Consider the following 22,251-nt stretch of genomic DNA (forward strand, 5'->3'; position numbering starts at 1 on the left):
AAAGGCTTCGAGTTCTCGTTTTTCCAGGAGCCGAATAAAAAAAGTGATCCCGAAGCTCCGTTAACCCTGTTCCCCCTCTCCTTCTCAATATCATTCACTTCTCAAACTCTTCACGGGATCCAGCAACGCTGCTCTTATCGCTTGCGAACTAACGGTCACCAATGAAACCACAATGGCCAGTACACCCGCCAACGCGAATATCCACCATTGTACGTCGATCCTATATGCGTAGCCTGCAAGCCATAATTCCATTGAATACCAGGCGACTGGCGTTGCGATAACGATAGATATCACTACCAAAATGAGGAATTCCCTGGAAAGCAAAGTGGTGATATTAGCAACTGACGCACCCAGCACTTTTCGCACGCCGATTTCCTTAATTCGATTTTCGGCCATATAAGCGGCAAGTCCGAATAAGCCAAGACAGGAAATAAATATAGTCAATCCGGCAAACAATCCCGTCAGCGTCGCAATACGCCGCGTATCTTCAAATTTCAATGAATAGTCCTGATCCAGAAAGTGGTATTCGAAAGGATAATCGGGATTATATTTTTTAAAAATGGATTCTATCGCCGCCAGATTGTCGCTCGTGCCTTTTGTATCTGTCAATTTGATATGGATAACATTAAAATAGCTTCTCGCTCCCTCGATAATCATCGGTTTGAAGTGATTGTACGGAGAACCTAAAACGAAATCCTTGATCACCCCGATGACATGATATTCCATATCACCATCCTTCACAATTTGGCCAATCGGCTCTTTGAAGTTCATTACCTTTGCCGCCGATTCGTTGAGTATCATTGCATTAGAGTCAGAAGGGTAGGCACTCAGATCCATATCTCTTCCCTTTAACAACTGAAGACCTACGGTTTTAACCAACCCTTCGTCCTCGCTAAAACGGTCAAAATCAATCTTTTCAGTTGTGTTTTTACCTCGCCATTCAACACCCCATGTATCACTCCACGACATGCTCATTGGCGAACTGGTTTTACTCACTGACGAAGCTATTCCAGAATTAATTAATTCGCTTTTGATAGCTGTATAGTTCTTCTGCAAATCACCTGTAAACCAATGATATAAGACTTGCTCCCGATCATATCCAGCGTTTCTGCTTTGGGCATATCGGATCTGCTGAACGACAATCATGGTCGACGTAATCAGGATAATTGCAAAACTGAATTGGACGACAACCAATATTTTGCGTGGATTTATGGCCGCGTTTGTTTTCCTAAACGTTCCCTTCAAAACTGCAATCGGCTGAAAAGATGAAAGAAAAAATGCCGGATAACTACCTGCTATAATGCCAGTTAAGAATACAAATGTCAAGATCAGCAACCAGAAATAGGGATTACCATATGGAACGGCCAGTTCTTTGCCGACAATTAAACCGAAGGAAGGTAAAAACAGAGCGACAAGCAGCAAAGCGAGTACTCCTGCAAAAAGCGAAATGAGAATCGACTCGCCGATAAACTGACCAATCAGCAGACCTTTATTTGCCCCGGCTGTTTTGCGAATGCCCACTTCCTTGGCACGCTTTTCGCTACGGGCAGTACTCAAATTCATGAAATTAATACAGGCAATAATCAATATGAAGGCAGCGATGATGCCAAACAGCCGGACAATTTCAATCCGCCCTCCCGCAATCTTGCCGTTTTCAAAACTTGAATAAAGATGCCATTTGCCCGCCGGATGCAGGAAAACTTCATTTTCTTCTATGTTGTTGGAGTGCCTTTCGGTAATATTCTTTATTTTTTCACCGAGTGCAGTAACGTTCGTATTTGGCTTAAGAAGGATAAAAGTGTTGACCGAATTATTGCCCCAATATTCATCTTCCTGGCCATTTTTTTTGAGATACTCCCAAGGCAATATGTACTCAAATTCAAACCGGGTATTGATTGGCAGATCCTTCAATATGCCGGTGACTGTAAAATTATCCTTGTCAATTGTGATCACCTTATTTAGTGCATCGACCGTTCCAAACATCTTTTTCGCCATTTTCTCAGTAATGACGATCGAGTAGACTCCATTCAAAGCGGTATTAATGTCACCCTGAAGTAATGGGAAACTAAACATTCTCAAAAATGCAGGATCCGTGGTGAGTGCCTGTGAAGACATTTTTTTTTCGCCAACTTTGGTTACATACCAGCGAGAATCCGCTCGCGCAACATCTTCGATTTCAGGATATTCATTTTTCAAAGTCGGACCCAGAATTTTTGGTGTATTGTCCCAACATTGTAACTTTCCGTCGAAAGTCGCGCGGTTCCAGGCCTCGTATATATTGTCCTTTTTGGTATGAAACTGGTCATAGCTAACCTCGTTGTATATCCAAAGAATTATTAGCACGGCGCTAGCCATACCCACCGCCAACCCGGCTATATTGATCCCTGAAAATGCCTTGTTGCGAAGCAGGTTTCTGAATGCAATTTTTAAATAGTTTTTTAGCATGGCTTAAAAAGAAATAAGTACGAAAGAGATGAAGGACTAAGGGGTAAAAGGTTTACTGCTGAACACTTAGTCCATATATTTTTGGAGATTTGGTAGCTACTAACAATCAAATTATTGAACTGATCAGGGAAATCATCGTATCGACTGGCAATCGAGAAAGAACTTGCTGAAATTCGTGAATTTCTTAAGGATAGCGGAGTCGATAACCGAAATTTTAAACTTGACGGGCAGAGGCCAGCAATTACGATAAATAAAATCGCAGAAGATAAAAAACTCATTGAAAGCCGATTAACAATCATAAATCCATCTATTTGAGCAGTCTATTTCTTTTGATCAACGTTAAGATTTGTCCCCTCGAGCTTAGCCCCCCTATCCCTTTTCTCCCTTTCGTCCTTCGTCCCTTCCCTTCATTCCACTTTCAAACTCTCCACTGGATTCGCCAACGCGGCTTTGATACTTTGGAAACCGATTGTCGCTAATGCTGTCATAATTGTCAGAATCGCGGCAATGGCAAATATCCACCACTCAATATCAACTTTATAGGCGAAACTTTGGAGCCAGGCGTCCACAGCATACCAGGCAAGCGGCATGGCAATTAAGATAGCAACGAGAACAGGTTTTAAAAAATCCTTAGACAAAAGAGTCGTTATGCTCGCAACGGATGCACCCAACACTTTTCTCACGCCGATTTCCTTCGTGCGTTGCTCGGCGGAAAATGCACTCAAACCAAAAAGTCCCATACAGGCAATCAATATGGCAATTCCGGCGAATGTCGTGAATAGCTCTTGCACGCGTTGTTCGGATCGATACATCGCGTCGAAATCCTCACTTAGAAAAGAGTACTCAAAAGGAGTTCCGGGCGCGATTTTATTCCAAACAGTTTTGACAGAGGCAACCGATGATGGTATATCCGAAGCGTTTAATTTGAAAGAAACGGCTTGCAAAGCTGCCTTTTCAACGCTAGTTCCTAAAGCATTACTGCTCACAAATAACCCCAAAGGCGCGATTTGATTTCGAAGTGACTCGAAGTGAAAGTCTTTTACAACACCGATAACCGTTGCTGTTTCTCCTCCTGATTTATGAATAATTTGTCCGATTGGATTTTTATATCCCAAACTTTTTGCGGCGCTTTCGTTGATAATTACTCCGCTTTCATCGGCCACATTTCCAGTCACAAAATTCCTTCCCCCTATCAATTGCAGGTCAAGTGTCGGGACATAATCGGCATCCACCATCCATTCCTGCATATTGAAGGAATATTTTTGATCCGTTTGTCCTCCCGGAAACCACATATCATTCCATCGCTGTGAAGTCACGGGAAGAAACCCACTCACGGAACCAGATAATATAGAGGGATTTCGAAGTACTTCGTTTTTAAATGTACGAACCTCCGACGCTGTGGACTGTGGCGTTTTGACCACCAAAATTTGCTCTTTGCCGAAGCCCACTCTTCTGGACCTGATGAACCGAAGCTGCTCATTGATCAGCAAAGTCGCTACGATTAGCAAAACCGAAATTGAAAACTGAAATACCACGAGATAACTGCGCAAACCGGATCTGGTATTAATGACCTTTAACCCGCCTTTCAATGCTGATGCCGGTTGAAACGAGGAAAGATAAAAAGCGGGATAAACGCCTGCCAGCAACCCTATAGCTCCGGTTATCGCCGCGATATAAAAAAGTGTATTGACATCGAACACGTCAGATATCGACAACTGCTTGGCCGACAACTCATTAAACATCGGCAACAGGCTATACAAAAGCAGCGCTCCAACCCAAAAAGCCAGAAAAGTTGTGAGCATAGATTCAGACAAAAACTGAAATATCAATATGCTTCTGTCTGAGCCCATAACTTTGCGAACACCAACCTCGCGCGCCCTTTTAGATGAACGGGCCGTTGTTAAATTGATAAAGTTGAAGACCGCGATTAGTAAAATGAACAAACCGATCAGCAGGAAAATATAGAAATATTGAATACTACCATTTGGCGCAAGTTCGCCTTCCCGATCAGAATAGAGATGAATTTTGGAAAGCGGCATCAGGGAATAACTGAAATTATTACCCTGCTTTCTGGATTCCGCCAAAGTTGTATTGAAATACTGACGAAGCGCACCATCCATATTAAGTTGAACCAATTTTTCAAATTTCAAATCAACATTCTTTGGGAGAGCTCCGGCCTTTAAAACTACGTAGGTGTTGAAAATATGGTTGGCCCATTTGTTGACTTTCGCATCTTTGGTAGCGTACAATGGCAGCAGAAAATCTGCCTGGAAATGTGACTGAGCCGGAATATCGCGCATAACCCCCGTCACTTTCCGCGCATCGTCGTTGTCAAAAATCAAAGTTTTATTCAACGCATCAGCAGTCCCAAAATACTTCAGGGCCATACTTTCCGTGATCACAACGGATTGCGGGTCAGTCAGTGCCTTTTTCGGATTTCCGGCAAACATTGGCAACGTAAACACTTCAAAAACAGTTGAATCGGCATACAAAATCCTTTGCTCGCGTATCCCTGCTTTTTCTCCTTTCACCATCTGACTTCCATACTTTCCAAACCTTGTCGACTCTTCAATTTCAGGAAAATCTCTTTTTAAAGTTTCCGCGAAAGGTGTCGGAGCAGAAGCCAGTTTAATTGTTCTACCCGCCTGGGTTAACTCGCTATTGATCCTGTATATGCGGTCTATTTTTGCATTATGTTGATCATACGCCCATTCATCTTTAACATATAAAACACTTAACATGCTGATCGCCAGACCAAGTCCGAGGCCAAAGATATTAATAGCGGAATACGTTTTATTCCGGAACAGATTGCGAAGCGATATTTTAAGGTAGTTCTGGAGCATGGGGTTAGAGTTGGGACGACGGAGGATGGACGAAAGGGAGGAACGGACTGGCTCGTTCCTACGTTTCTAATTGATCCTTTTTATAAAAGTGAATAATTATACCAGACTTTTTCCAAAAGACAAATTGCTCCTTATCAGATGATTACACTTATCATACTACATACAAGTGTCCGAAACTGGACAGGTTTGTTCAGTATTGGGCGATTTGAAGGGTGAGCAGGTTTTATCATTAGTGGTAATTTTTGGTCAAGCTTTGTCAACGAATATCAAAAGCGCCAATCCTTTAGAAAAAGTGGCAACAAATGACCATTCCCGATCTCCTTTCCTCCCTTTCGCCGTTCCTCCATTCCTCTCATTCCTCCCCTACTCACTACTTAACGATTTCACCGGATTTGTCAATGCCGTTTTTACACTTTGAATACCGACTGTCAAAACGGTCAATATCAATGACACGATTCCCACAAACCCATAAACTTGCCAACCTAACGTGATATGATATTCGAAGCTTTGCATGTAACTCACCACGAAACTATATGCGACGGGCACGCCGATGATATTGCCGATCATCACTAGAATCACAAAGTCTTTCGATAGTAAATAAGCAACTTCTGGAATACTTGCCCCCAAAACTTTTCGTATTCCCACTTCTTTAGTGCGTTGGCTGGCGGCTTGGGTGATCAATCCGAATATTCCGGCGAGTGCAATTACCACCGATAATATCGTTACGAAGTTTAGCATTTTCAAAATCCCGTCCATATGGTTGTATTGCTGGCTGAGCTCGTCTCCGATGTAGAAGAACTTAAATGGCTTTTTGGCCGGGATCTTTTTCATTTTTTGTTCCAAATCGGCCAACACACCCTTTGCCTGATTGATATCATAAAATTTAAGACTCAGATAACTATTCAACCCGGCTGGCCCTTCATACCAATGTAAAAGCGGCTCAATTTTCTCCTTTAACTCCTGATAATGAAAGTCCTTCATGACACCGACTACGGTATATATATCCGGGTTGCTTTTCTGACGCAACCGTTTTCCAACGGCAGTTTTCCACCCCATCGCTTTCATGGCAGCTTCGTTGATCACCACTGGATGGTTTTCTCCGTTTTTATCTAGTGCATCTGAAAAATCCCTGCCTTCAACCATCTGAATTCCGTAGGTCTCAGCATATCTGGAACCGGTTCCCACATGCCTGAATTTCAATTCTGTCTCACCCTGACCCTCTGCCATATATGTATTGTAATTTCCCCAGTATTTTGTTGGGACAACGCCGGAAGTAGCAATACTTTTTATTTTCGAATTTCGGTTCAACTCGTCCAAAATCGGCTTAAACTGGCTCATGGCCTGCTCTTCATCTTTGTATTGCATATCCGACTGCACAACCACGATATCATCTTTATCAAACCCCATATCGGCTTGCCTCATAAAACTAACCTGTTTTTGAACGGCAATTGCACTGACTACCAGTCCGAAAGAAATCACAAACTGCACCACGATAAGGCTTCCCCGAGACCATTTCCGTGAGGTGGGTTTACCAGAAAGTTTTCCTTTAATGGTATCGCGTATATCCAGCTTATTGAGATATACCGCCGGGTAGGTCCCGGCAACAATCGCGATGGTCGAGATGATTCCGACCAAGGTCAAAATTGTTACATAATCTTGTTCCCAACTAAGAACCAGCTGCATCCTGCCCTGGCGAAACTCATTGAACTGCGGAACCAGATAGTATATAGCCAGGATCACCGAGATCCCCAATGAAGCGAGTAATACAATGCCTGATTCCGTCCAGAACTGGGTTAATATCTGTCGAAGCGTAGACCCAGTGACCTTTCGAACTGCAACTTCCTTGGCTCTCGTCAAAGACGAAGCGACGTTGAGATTCAAAAGATTAATACTGATAATCAGCAGGATAAACACAACCATGCTGGTCGCACCATATAGCATCCATTTAAATGCGGGATTTTCGTAGAATATGAAATCCTTGAACGGCAATAAATGTACTTTCCGGTTTTTGGCATCTTCGGCGAAGTATGTTTTTACGAACTGAGGGAATTTCGCATCCAATTTTTGCAAGTCAGCGCCTTTTCTCAATTTGACATAAACCGTCGCGAAGGTATTGAACCAGTCGATATTGTCTTTAAAATTCTTATTTGCTTCAAGATTGGAGACCGGAAGTAAAACCTCAAATTGTATGGAGGAATTTTGAGGAACGTCGTCCAGCACACCGGTAATTGTGAAGTTGGAAGTATCATTAACCGCAACCGTTTCACCAATCGGATTTTTATCTCCGAAAAATGACGTCGCCATATTTTTACTAATCACAATTGACTCTCTCTTCTGCAGCGCCGTGGTCGGATCGCCATATAACAGCTTGAAAGAAAACACATCGAAAAAAGTCGTATCCACATATCGGGTATCGCCCTGAAGATCCTTTCCCTTATAATTAATCCAAGCGTTATTCCATCGCTGAACGTGCGTTCCTGTCTCAATTTCCGGATATGTTTTAATCAGTTGACCCAGAATTGGATATACAGTCTGGTTATATTTCTGATCCTTTTCCTCGGATTGTACAAAGAATATTTGATCATTGTCTTTATGAAAAGTATCAAATGTCATCCCCCTCTGAACAAACAAAATCAAAACCGCAGCACTAGCCAACCCAAGTGAAAGGCCCAGCATATTAATGGCAGTAAAGAGCCTGTTTTTCCAGAGACTGCGAAGGGCAATTTTTAGGTAGTTTTTTAGCATAGTAGAAAGGGAGGATGGAGGAAAGGAAGGGAATTGTTTCGTCTCAGGCCGGCATCTTCGGTTTACAATATTTTTATAACTATTTAATAATCAATTAAATTTCAATAAAAAAAAGCCCACACACTGAAATCCTGCGCACTTTCCTCCCTTTCGTCCTTTACTCCCTTCTTCCATTTTGTCTTTACTTCCCTTCGCCCCTTACTCCCTCATCCTTCTATTCACTCCGCAAAGACCTCACAGGATTCATCAGCGCGGCTTTGATACTCTGAAAACTGATCGTCACCAGGGCGATAATGATGGCCAGAATACCAGCTCCAGCAAACATCCACCAGGCAATATCAATATGATATGCAAAGTCTTCTAGCCATCGATTCATCGCATACCAAGCTATTGGGCTTCCTAATAATATTGCGAGTAGTACCAGTTTAATAAAGTCTCTGGACAGCAGCCCGACTATATTGGAAACGCTTGCACCGAGCACTTTACGAACTCCGATTTCCTTGGTGCGTCGTTCGGCTGTGTAGGCAGACAAGCCAAAAAGTCCGAGGCAGCCGATAATAATTGATATCGCTGCGAAAATGATAAATATCTTACCCACACGCTGTTCACTGCGGTACTCGTTGTCAAAATCTTCATCCATAAACCGGTAATTGAAGGGCTGCCCCGGAGCCATACGCTTCCACAGACTTTCCACCTGGCTTACAGTGTGCGCATAATCTCCACCTTTTAGTCGAACGGCTACCAGGCCATAACTGGGTTTCAGCACCAGACTCAACGCCCCGATGTTCCTGCGAAGCGACTCAAAGTGAAAGTTCTTTACTACACCCAAAATAGTATAAAGTCGCCGTTCCTGGCTCTCTGGATTTTCCATGTCAAAAATTTTCTTGCCGATCGGGTTGGCATATCCCAGCACTTTTGCTGCCGTCTCGTTAATTACAATTCCAGACGAATCAGAAGGAAAACTTTGGTCAAAGGCTCGCCCATCCTTCATTTGAAGATCCAGCGTTTTGACGAAATCATAATCGACGGTCCATTTTTGCATATTTACCCCCTTATCCTGTTGCAATTGACCTTCCGGAAAAAACGAATTGTCGCTTCTGGACGATGGCGTGGGCAAATAACTCGAAACTGTGGCATTTTGCACATTTGGTAATTTCAGAACCTCCTCCTTAAATGCATGCGACTGATGATCAAGCGCGTAAGCGTTCTTTACGATCAAAACCTGCTCCTTATTAAAACCTAGTTTTTTGGTTTGTATATAGTTCAACTGTTTGTAAATCACCCCAGTACCGATGAGCAACATAACGGATATCATGAATTGAAAAACGACTAGCGAATTTCTCAGATATCCTCCCTTTCCTTCCAGCTCAACCGAGCTTTTCAGTACTTTCAACGGCTTGAAAGCCGACAGAAAAAACGCGGGATAGCTACCAGCTAATATTCCGACAAGGACGCCCATTGCGATTGCTATAGCCCAGAATATTACGCTTCTGAAAGGAAAAATAATTTGCGCATTTGCAAGATTATTAAAGAACGGCAATGCAAGGTTGGCCAAAGCAATTGCAAGGATTAAAGACAAGAAGCTTAGCATAATAGCCTCTGTCAAAAACTGGCTGATCAGAGACGAACGCTCTGACCCAAGGGCTTTCCTGACACCAACTTCTTTGGCCCGGTTTGCTGATCGCGCCGTCGCCAGGTTCATGAAATTGACACAAGCAATGACAAGCAAGAACACTGCTACAACTGAAAAAATATAGATATATTGAATATTGCTGTTGCTGCTGATTTCGGCCGTTCTGTCTGAACGCAAATGAATATCCGTCAAAGCGATAAGGGTATACCGTATATAGCTCCCCGATTTGGAAAGATCATCCAGCGACGCACCCATGATTTTCTGCACCCACTGGCCAGTATATTTTTTGATCACTACGTCAAAATTCTTCTCAAACTCGGCCGGATTTACACCTTCTCTTAATTTGAAATAGGTGTTAAAATTATGACTCCCCCAATTGTCCTGACGACTCTCTGGATTAGAACTCATTGAAAGCAACATGTTCATCGCCGTAAAATGCGAATGAGTTGGAATATTTTCCATAATACCAGTAATGGTATAAGTCCTGCTGTTGTCAAGTAGGAGCGTTTTGCCCAACGGATTTTCGTTTCCAAAATACTTCTTCGCATCCCGTTCCGAGATAATCATGGTATTAGGTTCCGAAAGCACCTTCCTGGTATCGCCCGCCAGAAGAGGAATGGCAAATACTTTGAAAAAAGTAGAGTCTGCATATACCACAAGCTCCTCTTTCAGATTTTCGGTTGCACCGGTGCGTCTCACCAATGAACTCCCGTCTTCTCTCAGCCTGGTTACGGCTTCGAGCTGCGGGTAATCCTTTGCCATCGTAAATGCCATAGGATCTGGCGCCACGGCCAGCTTCATTTCCGCTCCTCCAAACTTAATATCTGAGTTGACACGATATATTCTGCTGGCATCTTCAAACGACCGGTCAAAACTGAGTTCGTCGACAACATAGAGCGTTATGAGCAAGCAACTAGACAATCCCAGCGACAATCCAAAGACGTTCAGAAATGTATAAAACTGATGTTTACGTAGGTTTCGCCAGGCGATTTTAAGGTAGTTTTTTAGCATGGTTTAGAATCAGGAAAAATGGACGAAGGGAAAAAGGAAGGAAGGGATTTATTTTATAGCATGCTTCCGTTGCCTAACTCTCCGTTAGTGGAGCGTGGTGCAAATATTGAACCACTCAACAAGAATTTTATAATTCATTGAAAAATAATTAGTTACCAGCCAGCAGATCTCTATTCAGTGTCCAATATCGAACAAGAACTGTTCGCCAGTATGATCTGTTTACGACGCATTTAGCAAAACGAAATCGACCAATGAGTACTTTTTGCTTCTCCGGGAAATCGCCTCCGCATGATTCTAAGCCGTTAGAAAAGGTTATGAAAACGACGATACTAAAATTGATGAAAAAAATTTCACCTTAGAACAATCGTCTGAATAGACTAATCTATTCGTCCAAGATTCATCCGCGTTAAATTCAATTAGCAATCAGGGCGACAAAAGAGTGACTTGATGCGATCTGATGATCACTCCTACTCCGATCTCAAAGCCTTCAATGGATTCATCATAGCAGTTTTGACCGATTGGAAACTTATGGTTAAAAGCGCAATTGCAGCCGCTAATATTCCAGCCAAAGCGAACATCCACCATTCAATTTGAATTTTATAAGTAAAATCTTTTAGCCAGATATTCATACCCCACCAGGCGATCGGCGACGCAACTAATACCGAAACGAAAACAAGTTTCAGAAAATCTTCCGAAAGGAGTCTGGTGATGCCGAATATAGAGGCGCCGAGCACTTTTCTGACACCAATCTCTTTCGTTCTTTGCTCTGCCGTGAACGTCGCCAGTCCAAATAGTCCGAGGCATGCGATAAAAATGGCGACCAAAGCGAAATATCTGATCAGTTGCCCAGTGCGCTCCTCCTTCTGATAGTTTTTTTGGAAATCCTTACCCAAAAACGAATACTCAAATGGAGTTCCAGGATTCACCTTTTTCCATAATTTTTCGATTCCGGATAACAGTTTTTCATAACTATCACTTTTCAGATCAATGATCATATAGTTATTGGTCGAGCTGAATAAAGGAGCAATACTCAACCCAATCGGCTTGATCTCCTCTTGCAGGCCTTCAAAGTGGTAATTTTTGACAACCCCAATGATCGTCATAGCCGATTTCACTCCCTGAAACTCATAGTATATCTTCTTTCCAACGGCATTCGACAGGTTATAACCCAATTTCTTTATGGCCATCTCATTGACAACCAATGAGTTTGTATCCGCAGTAAATTCTTTGGAGAAGAATCTGCCGGCTAACAGTTTTATACCCAGTGTTTTAGCATAGTCGTTATCGACATATGCAGTATTGATATCCACATTTTCTTTCAGGGATTTCCCTTCTGCATAAAAAAGCATATCCTGCACGTTTTCAATGCCCGGATATGTCGACGCTTTTGTGGTTGCAACCACCTGAGTTTCGGATGCTAACTCATTCTTGAATAGCTGATAATTTATTCCGGATTCGGTGCTTTGAAGCGGGATAACTAATTTCTGACTTTTACTAAAACCCAAATTCTGGTTGCTCATAAAGTCCATTTGGCGGCTGACCAATATGGCCCCCAGGATCAATATGATCGATATTGTGAATTGAAAGACGACTAACCCTTTTCGTACAACGACTGCTGCCAAATTATTTCTCAATCTACCTTTAAGCGCAAGAACAGGTTTAAAAGATGAAAGGTAAAAGGCAGGATAAAACCCGGAAATAAGGCCAGTAAAAAGCGTCAAAGCCGCCAGGCCCACAAAAATTTCAGGATTTTGACTCATTATCAAACCCTTACCGGTCAACTGATTAAAAACCGGCAACAGGAGCTGAATAAACAAAAAAGAGAGTACGAGTGAGAAAGCGCTCAGCAACAAAGATTCTCCCAAAAACTGAGCGATCAACGCACTTTTTACTGCGCCAATCACTTTTCTGACGCCAACCTCCTTAGACCTTTTTTCACTTCTGGCTGTACTCAGATTCATGAAATTGATACACGCAATGAGTAGCAAAAATGCGGCTATGGAAGAAAATACATACAGATATTGAATATTGCCGTTCGGTGCGATTTCAAATCCAAAATTGGAATGGAGGTATATATCGCTAAGAGGCTGAATAAACAGGGTTTTGGTAAAACCCTGTCCGGCTACGTCAGAACCGCCATTTCGCTCAAGGAATCCCTTCAATTTACCTTCGAAAGCAACCGGATCACTGCCATTTGACAATTTTACATATGTGTGAAAAATGTTATTAGTCGCCCAGTTGGTTTGACTTTTCGCCAACTGCCCTACATCAGCGTTATTCATGGACAACAATATGTGCGCGGGAATATGAGATTTGTTTTGGGAATCTTTCAATACCCCCTTTACGGTATATCCCGTAGTCGCAAACGGAAGGCCAACTTTGATAATCTGCCCCACCGGATCAATTTCACCAAACAGCCTGGATGCAATTTGCTTTGATATAATAATGGAATTAGGCTCGTTTAAGGCCGTTTTCGGATCTCCATATTCGAAATCATAATTGAAAATCCGGAAGAAAGTGGAGTCAACATAATATCCATTGGTTTCATAAAACTGCTTTTGACCCCGTTCATTTTTCAAAAGAAATTTGTCAACATTTGGCATCCGTAAAAGCCTGGCTACCTGCTCAACTTCCGGAAAATCCACCTTCAAACCAGCCGCAACCGGTGCGGAAAGGGCCACCCATTTTTCCCCTTTGACCTCGGATGCAATTCGATATACCCGATCACCATCGGCAAACTGCTTATCATAAGCAGTTTCATCGAGCACATATAGCGCGATCAGGCAACAAGTGGTGATCCCGATGGCGAGCCCAAGGATATTAATAAAACTGAAAACCTTATTACCCATCAGGTTTCTCCAGGCGATTTTTAGATAGTTCTTTAGCATGAGTTTGTTTGGGCGACTAAAGGAGGATGGACCGGGGGCCGCGAACGACATAAATCCTGCCACTCAACCTTCCTCCGTTAATATAAAAGTTTTTAAAATATTGTATTTCAGAAAGTTACATTCAACTAGTCTATAATAAAATCTGCAAAATCCGAAGCTCCTCACTTCATGCCCAGCCTCCCCGACAAAATCAATTGCTCTACCCGATTACACTCCTTTAGTAGAAAACTCAGAGGTCTCAACCAACTCAACTTATTCGTTCCCTCGTCCTTTCTTCCCTTCATCCCTTTCTCCTAAATTACTCACTCCTCAAGCTCTTCACCGGGTTCATTAACGCTGCTTTTATACTTTGGAAGCTGATGGTTAGTAGCGCTACTCCGATTGCCAAAAGTGCAGTCAGAACGAAAACCCACCAGTCGATATCGATTCGGTAAGCGAAATCGTGGAGCCATGTGTGGACTGCATACCAGGCGATTGGGGTTGCGATGAGAATGGCGATTAAAACGAGTTTCAGGAAATCACGGGAAAGTAAAGCGACCATACCAGCGACAGAAGCGCCCATTACTTTGCGAACGCCGATTTCTTTGGTTCGTCTTTCAGCTGAATAGGATGCAAGCCCGAACAACCCAAGACATGAAACAAAAATGGCCAATCCCGCTAATATCCCCACTATTTCACTCACCTGCCCGTCGGCGCGATACAACTCCTCAAAATGCGCGTCAAGATATGAATAGTCAAAAGGTTCGTCAGGAAGCTGTTCTTTCCAGATTGTCTGCATGGCCGCTATAGCTTGTTTCGCGTTTTTGCCTTTAATCCGAACCGACATTTCGCTATATCCCCAGTCTTTCTGATTGAAAATACAAAGCGTCTCAATCTTGTTATGCAGTGAATTAAAGTTAAAATCCTGGGCTACGCCGACGATTTTCGACAATGAATCCATGCCTCCGAAGCCAAATCTTTTACCGATCAATGACTCGTAAGTCTTGACCTTCTGGTCTTTCAACAACTCTTTTGCCAAGGACTCGTTTACTATATATGTCTTCGCGTTATCCGCCTCGGTATCCTGGAAATTACGGCCAGCCAGGATCTTGATTTTATATAAGGTCAGATAATCAGGATCTACCACGACTTGCGATGACGCCATACTTCTCGCGGGTCCATCTCCATGGAACGTAACTCCGGTTTGATGCAGATTATTCCCTAATCGCTGATGTGAACCGCTGACAGCTTCAACAAAGGAAGAATTTAAAAATTCCTGCTTCAGTGTACGATATTTCGGGTCTGATTTGAAATTGAGCGGAATAACTACAACCTGCTCCCTTACAAAACCCGGATCTTTATCCTGCATAAAATGCAACTGCTTCACAGCAAAACCGGTGGCAATCATCAGGAAGACAGCACTGGCAAACTGAGCGATCACAAGTATATTTCTGAAATTGCTTTTCCCTACTTTAAAAGTTCCTTTCAAAACTTTGACTGGCTCAAAACCGGAAAGAAAACCAGCTGGGTATAATCCAGATAACACTCCAATCACGACAGTACCGGCAAGTACAGTAAGCATCAGCTTAATGTCCGTAAAAACAGCAAAATCTAGCTGGCGCTGACTAAATTCAGCCATATAAGGCAAGATCAGTTTGACCAGTAAAACCGCCAGTATCAACGAAATAAATGACAACAAAACCGACTCTCCGATAAACTGGCTTGCTAACTGGTATCGTTGCGCCCCGATAGATTTCCGCACACCTACTTCCCGGGCCCTGCCCATTGAACGCGCGGTAGACAAGTTCATGAAATTAACACAGGCAATAATGAGTACAATGGCCGCGATCACAAAAAAGACGTAAGTATAGCTTTTATCAAATTTCTGATAATTGATATAGTCGTGCGTTATATCGGTCGACTTGGCATGCACTTCGGCTAGCGGTTGTAAAAACAGTACGTAGCTTTTAGCCCCCTCCTTTCCCATCCGTTTCTCCAGAAATGCGGGAAATTTCTTCTCAAGGTTCGCAATATTGGCTTTGGGTGCAAGTTCAAGATAGGTCGTAAGCCAATTACCGCCCCAGTTTTCCATCAATTCCGGCTTTATAATTGTCTTGAATGAGAAAAGCGCATCAAACTGAAGATGCGAATTTCCCGGAACGTCTTCAAATACACCGGTAACTTTGAAAACAATGGTATCGCTATCATATCGTGTTAAAGATTTCCCGATCGGATCCTGATTTCCGAAAATGCTTTTCGCACTTTTTTCAGAAAGTACCACCGTATTAGGCTCAGCCAGCACGCTTTGCTTCTTCCCTTCAAGTAATTTATAATCAAACATTTCGAAGAAATTCTCGTCGACCATCAGCCCCTTTGGCAGTTGCAATTTTTTTTGCTGATAATCAAGGGTGACCTTATCCATCCTCCTGATCCGAACAAAATTCCTGACATCCGGAAAGTCGCTTTTAAGCGTAGGGCCCATCGGAAACATCGAAAGCGCCACCTTTTGCGGTGCCACCATACCCTCAAATTTCTGGATCTCATCGAGCCTATATATGTTTTTCGTATGGACTTTGTCAAAACTGTTTTCGTAAAACACGAAGACCATAATGACGATACAAGAAGCCAGACCGATAGCCAGACCGACAATATTAATAGCTGAGAAAACCTTGTTCTTCCAGATATTCCGAAGGGCGATTTTTAGATAGTTTTTTAACATGGGCTTTAAAGGGACGAAGGAGAAAGGGGACAAAGGGAGGAAGGGAATTCGCTCACTCGATCTTCTTAACACAACCGAATACTATTTCATGATGAATTTATTGTCAATATTTTACCAAAATGCTACATAAAACGCCGGACCCTCACTTCTGCCACCTTCCCCTTCGCCCCTTTCCTCCTTCCTGCCTTTCTCCTCTATTCCGTTTTCAACGCCACGACCGGGTTTCTCACTGTTGCTCTTATTGCGTGGTAACTGATCGTAATCAGGGTAATAGCAAACGCGATCAGGCCGGTTACAGCGAATACCCACCACTCGATTTTAGTACGATAGACATAATCTTCCAGCCATTGTTTCATTAGGTAATAGGCTAACGGCGTGGCAATTACGATAGATATAGCCACCAGTCTGAGGAAGTGATTGGTCAATAGCTGGAAAATGTTCTGCATAGATGCTCCGAGCACTTTACGAATGCTCATTTCCTTGCTGCGCTGTTCCACCATAAACGCCGAAAGTGCATATAATCCAAGACAGGCAACAAAAATGGCCAGCACGGCAAAGATTGTAAAAATGGTTTCCACCCTTTTCACATTGTCATACATACGCGAATAGGACTGATCCATGAAGTTATAACGGAAGGCCAGATTCGGTGCAAATGTTTTCCATTTTGCTTCCAAAGCGTTCAACAAAGCGGGCATATCAGCAGATTTCGCTTTAACAGAAATGATGCTTGGGCTGTAATTATAGAACAAGCATATGGGCTCAATTTTCCTTTGTAATGTATTGAAATGGAAATCTTTAACAATACCAATGATTTCATATAACCCTCCATACCGAGACAACTTCTTACCAACAGGATTTCCCATCCCCAACTTCTTGGCCATTGTTTCGTTAATGATCGTGCACTGCTGGTCTGTTTTTCTATCTTTTGAAAAATTACGTCCGGCAACGAGTTTCAGTCCCAACGTCTCGATATACTCTTCATCGACATCCCAAGCCTGTCCCGGAATTCCCTCCTCCTGATTTTCTTTCCCTTCATGATTAAAGCTGTTGCCATTTCTTTTTGTACCCTCGATTGGTAAAAAATCGCTGATACTTGCGCTCGATACTCCGGCGATTTCCTTGATCTCGGACCGGAAGCTTTGGACTTTGTCGCCCAGCATATTGGTTCCGTACAATTGAATGACCTGATTTCTATCGTAACCGAGCTTTTCGGTCAGAATAAATCTCATTTGCTTATTAATAATGAGCGTTCCAACGATCAGGATGATTGAAATAGTAAATTGAAAAACCACCAATGTGCTCCTCAACCCTGATGAACGACTTCCTATTCTGAGCTTGCCTTTTAAGACCTCTGTCGGATTAAAGCGGGAAAGATAAAAAGCCGGATAAACACCTGCCAACAAGCCAATTACCAGAGCTGCGCCAGCAAGTATCGGAATGATCCAACTAATCCTCCACGGAAATTCGAGTTCTTTGCCCGCAACTGAATTGAAGGTAGGCAAGAGTAAAAAAGCAATGATAATTCCGATCACAAAGGATATGAATGTGATAAGCGTAGATTCGGTCAAAAACTGCCGAATCAGCTCAATGCACTGAGAACCAACGGCTTTCCTTAACCCAACCTCCTTCGCGCGGTTAGCAGACTGGGCAGTGGAAAGATTGACAAAATTGATACAGGCAATTACCAAAATAAACACTGCGACCGCTCCAAAAAGCCAGATAAAGCGAATATCTCCTCGAGGATGCGGATCACCGAAATCTGCGGAATATAGTTGAATGTCGCCAAGAGGCTGAAGAGCTTGCGAAAACTTCTTATCAATACTGTCTAAACCCGGGAAGCCAATATCCTTCAAAGCGGGAACCAAATATTTAGACATCAACGCTTTGCTAGCTCGTTTGCCAAATGCCACATAATCAACACCTTCCTTCAACTTAAAATAGACGTAATAGTTACTTTGAAGCCAACGGGTTTGTTCACCTTCCCCAAATTCCACTCCTTTCAATGTGATCAGGAATTTGTAATCCATATGCGAGTTGGAGGGAAAATCCTTCATCACGCCTGTTATTTTAAATGGAATACTATCGTTGCCGTTGAGATATATGATCTTCCCAAGCGGATTTTCATTCTTGAAATATTGAACAGCTTTACTCTCCGTAATTACCATTGTGTTCGGCTCCGATAATGCGGATTGAACATCACCATATACCATCGGGAATTTAAAAATATCAAGTATCTCTTGATCTGTATATACAAATCCCTCCTCATGATGTTGCATCGGCTCACCCTCTATGCGGATCTCGTTCGTGCCCGCTCCGTAAAACAATGGATTGTCCATCATCCGGCCGGCCACTTCTATTTCCGGAAAATCCTTTTTCAAGGTTGGTGCGGTATTCGCCGAGAAATAAATTCCCATCTGGGCCTTCGCCTCCCTGTTATCTATTGAATAAAACCTATAAATCCGTGACCAGTCGGGAACCTGACTGTCGTAGCTCAGTTCATGAAAGATATACATCGAAATAAGCATACATGCAGCAACGCCAATACTCACTCCAGTCATGTTGATCAGCGAAAACACTTTATTCCTAAGAAGATTTCGCCAGGCGATTTTTAGATAGTTTTTTAGCATAACAATTATCTATAATGTAGATACCTCTAACCCTCTTTGACACTGGAACCGATTTGCAATCGATCCCAAATGGTTCAGCGTTTCTAACGCGAAAAATCTTCAATATGATCATCTCATTCCATGCGAATGAGTCTTAATTGTGTATCACTTTAAATGCGTTGTAAACGCTTTACCATACAACTCCGATTGCAAATCGGAGTTAGCGATCCGCTGGAACCGATTTGCAATCGGTTCCAAATGGTTCAGCGTTTCTAACGCGAAAAATTTTCAATATAATCATCTCATTCCAGGCAAATGAGTCTTAGTAGTGTATCACTTTAAATGCGTTGCAAACGCTTTACCATACAACTCCGATTGCAAATCGGAGTTAGCGATCCGCTGGAACCGATTTGCAATCGGTTTCAAATGGTTAAGCGTTTCTAACGCGAAAAATTTTCATTATAATCATCTCATTCCATGCAAATGAGTCTTAATAGTGTATCACTTTAAATGCATTGCAAACGCTTTACCATACAACTCCGACTGCAAATCGGAGTTAGCGGCTGGAACCGATTTGCAATCGGTTCCAAATGGTTAAGCGTTTCTAACGCGAAAAATCTCCAATATAATCATCTCATTCCACGCGAATGAGTCCTAATAGTGTATCATATTAAATGCGTTGCAAACGCTTTACCATACAACTCCGATTGCAAATCGGAGTTAGCGCGATCTAACCCTTTCTTCCCTACTCCGATCTCAAAGCCTTCACCGGATTCATCAATGCGGCTTTAATGGACTGAAAGCTTACAGTAATGACCGCGATGAGTAAAACCATGAACAATGGAAGGACAAACAACCACCACGCGATACTGGTATGGAAGGCATATCCTTGTAGCCAGCGATCCACTGCGTACCATGCCAATGGTATTGCAACGACAAAGGCGATAAAAATCAGGGTAGTGAATTCTTTGAAAAGCATGCTCACAATTTCAAAAACGGATGAACCCAATACCTTTCGAATTCCTATTTCCTTGGTTCTCTGAGCTGTTGTGAATGAGGCAAGACCGAATAATCCAAGGCATGCAACCAATATCGCGAGCCCAGTGAAGACTCCGAAAACCTGACCGAAGCGTTGATCAGCGGCATATTGATTGTTATACCTTTCGTCCAGAAACTGATATTCGAATGGGTTTCCCGGAAAGAACTTATTCCATTCTGTATGAATTTTTTCGATCGTCTGGCTAACCGACCCCGTTGTAAGTTTGACAGAAAAATAACCGCGAACGTCTGGTATTAATCTCAATATCAATGGCTCGTAAGCATCTTTTAATGATTGTTGGTGAAAATTATCGGTTACTCCGACAATCGTAAAAATCTCACCCCAGAAATTGATTTCTTTACCTATTGCCTCTTCCGGATGATCAAATCCAAGCTGTTTGACACCCATTTTATTAAAAATGACTGCTTTAGGATCTGCACCAAAATCCTTTGAAAAGTTTCTGCCTGCGAGCAATTTCATATTATATGCATCGACGAAATCATGGTCAACCGCCAAAACCCGGTATTGTTTTCCCATCTTATCATCGGCTCCTTTCAAGCGTATACCTCCAGCATTCCATTGAGAAGCCTCACCCGGCACTACACCCGAAGCCGCCACTTTTTTGATTCCCGACTGCCGCAAAAGCTCTTCCTTGAACGCCGCCATCTGCCTCATAAAAGTTGAATCTTCGGCAACGATTGGTGGATTAATAATCAAGGTTTGTGTGATATCCAATCCCAAACTTTGGCTACGCATAAAGTTGATTTGATGAAAGACAGACATCGTGCCGACCAACAAAAACATGGAAGCGGCAAACTGGAACACAACCAACGACTTGCGTAACAATATGCCTTGAAATGTATTGGCAACCTTTCCTTTTAATACCAGAACCGGTTTATAACCTGAAAGAACAAACGCAGGATATAACCCTGAAAAAAATGCTCCTACCAAAAACAACACGACCAGCGGAAGCCAGAAGACTTGGCCCCTCAGCAACTCAAACGACAGCTTCTGTCCTGACATTTCGTTGAAACCGGGAAGCGCAAGCACCACGAATATGATCGCCAGACCGATAGCCAGGCCATTCAAAACAACGGATTCGGTCATAAACTGCCAAACCAGTTGGCTTCGCTGAGAACCCACGGCTTTCCTTACCCCAACTTCCTTCGCACGATTGACGGCACGGGCAGTGGCCAGATTAATATAGTTCACCCAAGCAATAACTACGATGAAAAAGGCAATGCCCAATAATAGATATACCGTATTACCATCTCCGTTTGGCTCAGCTTCCATCATCAGATGTGAATAAAGATGTATATCCTTTAGAGGTTGTAAATGATATATCGCCGCTGAATTGTATTTCTTGTGCTCCTCGCCCGCCAGTTTATCGACGAGGGCGGGAAATTTCGCTTCAAGAGCTTTTACGTCTGTTCCTGATCTAAGTTTAACATACGTCAGACAGCCGTCCCATTGCCAGGCAGTTTCGGGATTATCAGGTTTTACGTTGTCTAAAAATGTGGCATATGACACCAAAACATCTGCTTTAAAATGCGAATTGGCTGGCATATCGGCATATACTGCCGTCACCTTAAAGGGACGCCTTTTATTACTAAGAATTGTTTTTCCGATTGGATTTTCACTACCAAAGAGGCTTTGAGCTACCGATTCCGATATTGCCACCGTATTGACGTCCGTTAAAGCAGTTTTCGGATCACCGTAGATGACTGGATAGGTGAATATTGAGAAAAACGAATTGCTCGCGATAGCAACTTTTTCCACCTTGCGGCTCTTCTCTCCAAAATCCAGAATAGTCGAACCGCGTTGAAGTATCTTTACATAGTCTTCCACCTCGGGGAATGCTTCTTTGAACGAGTTTCCTGCCGCCATCACGCCAGCAGCCCATTGAGTACTTAATTTTCCTTCATTATATCTGTCTTGGGTAACGCGATATATCTGATCCTTGTTCTTGTTAAAATCGTCGTAACTGAGTTCGAAAGCAACATATTGCAAAATAAGTAAACACGCCGCCACTCCAATAGCAAGACCGACAATATTGATTGCTGAAAACGCTTTGTTGCGAACAATGTTTCTCCAGGCGATTTTAAAATAGTTTTTTAGCATGGTTACGACGAGGATAAAGGAGGAAAGGGAGGTGGGATGAAGGGAGTTCCCTTGCCAACCGTCCATTCTCTAAAAGACTGTTTTTAAATGTTTGAATATTAATTACTTACCTGAATTTGCTGGTGTCGCTTTCGTATTATATCCAGAATATTTTCGAATCGCACAGGCTGCCGGTTTTTGAAGCCTTTCAGTCCATTATGTTCCATTTTCCAAACCATTCCT

General features: G+C 42.7%; 8 protein-coding genes. All 8 read right to left on the reverse strand.

All coding sequences use genetic code 11. The features are described from left to right. Window positions 1-90: 90 nt before the first annotated feature. Window positions 91-2,445: an ABC transporter permease gene (locus tag AC1XUD_RS24275; protein ID WP_483363633.1), complete on the reverse strand. Its 2,355-nt coding sequence runs from the start codon at window positions 2,443-2,445 to the stop codon at window positions 91-93. Window positions 2,446-2,852: 407 nt separating this feature from the next. After that, entirely contained in the window at window positions 2,853-5,288 is a 2,436-nt protein-coding gene (locus AC1XUD_RS24280; protein WP_483363634.1) for an ABC transporter permease, read from the reverse strand. 363 nt (window positions 5,289-5,651) lie between these two features. After that, window positions 5,652-8,033 (reverse strand): ABC transporter permease, encoded by a 2,382-nt coding sequence (locus tag AC1XUD_RS24285; protein ID WP_483363635.1) that lies wholly within the window; start codon window positions 8,031-8,033, stop codon window positions 5,652-5,654. A gap of 214 nt (window positions 8,034-8,247) precedes the next feature. After that, window positions 8,248-10,677, reverse strand: a complete 2,430-nt coding sequence (locus tag AC1XUD_RS24290; RefSeq protein ID WP_483363636.1) for an ABC transporter permease — start codon at window positions 10,675-10,677, stop codon at window positions 8,248-8,250. Window positions 10,678-11,144: 467 nt separating this feature from the next. Then, window positions 11,145-13,565, reverse strand: coding sequence for an ABC transporter permease (locus tag AC1XUD_RS24295; protein ID WP_483363637.1), 2,421 nt, complete (start codon window positions 13,563-13,565; stop codon window positions 11,145-11,147). Between the two features lie 298 nt (window positions 13,566-13,863). Further along, window positions 13,864-16,263, reverse strand: coding sequence for an ABC transporter permease (locus AC1XUD_RS24300; RefSeq protein ID WP_483363638.1), 2,400 nt, complete (start codon window positions 16,261-16,263; stop codon window positions 13,864-13,866). Between the two features lie 194 nt (window positions 16,264-16,457). Continuing rightward, complete coding sequence (locus AC1XUD_RS24305; RefSeq protein WP_483363639.1) at window positions 16,458-18,890, reverse strand: ABC transporter permease; 2,433 nt, start codon at window positions 18,888-18,890, stop codon at window positions 16,458-16,460. A gap of 724 nt (window positions 18,891-19,614) precedes the next feature. Continuing rightward, window positions 19,615-22,029: an ABC transporter permease gene (locus AC1XUD_RS24310; RefSeq protein WP_483363640.1), complete on the reverse strand. Its 2,415-nt coding sequence runs from the start codon at window positions 22,027-22,029 to the stop codon at window positions 19,615-19,617. Window positions 22,030-22,251: the final 222 nt, after the last annotated feature.

It is taken from the genome of Dyadobacter sp. HNCC25DJ184, from assembly GCF_056895215.1.

What these genes read in the sequence shown, in the direction of transcription:
- AC1XUD_RS24275 (WP_483363633.1), bottom strand. Translation starts at nt 2,445, where the DNA reads ATGCTAAAAAACTATTTAAAAATTGCATTCAGAAACCTGCTTCGCAAC.
- AC1XUD_RS24280 (WP_483363634.1), bottom strand. Translation starts at nt 5,288, where the DNA reads ATGCTCCAGAACTACCTTAAAATATCGCTTCGCAATCTGTTCCGGAAT.
- AC1XUD_RS24285 (WP_483363635.1), bottom strand. Translation starts at nt 8,033, where the DNA reads ATGCTAAAAAACTACCTAAAAATTGCCCTTCGCAGTCTCTGGAAAAAC.
- AC1XUD_RS24290 (WP_483363636.1), bottom strand. Translation starts at nt 10,677, where the DNA reads ATGCTAAAAAACTACCTTAAAATCGCCTGGCGAAACCTACGTAAACAT.
- AC1XUD_RS24295 (WP_483363637.1), bottom strand. Translation starts at nt 13,565, where the DNA reads ATGCTAAAGAACTATCTAAAAATCGCCTGGAGAAACCTGATGGGTAAT.
- AC1XUD_RS24300 (WP_483363638.1), bottom strand. Translation starts at nt 16,263, where the DNA reads ATGTTAAAAAACTATCTAAAAATCGCCCTTCGGAATATCTGGAAGAAC.
- AC1XUD_RS24305 (WP_483363639.1), bottom strand. Translation starts at nt 18,890, where the DNA reads ATGCTAAAAAACTATCTAAAAATCGCCTGGCGAAATCTTCTTAGGAAT.
- AC1XUD_RS24310 (WP_483363640.1), bottom strand. Translation starts at nt 22,029, where the DNA reads ATGCTAAAAAACTATTTTAAAATCGCCTGGAGAAACATTGTTCGCAAC.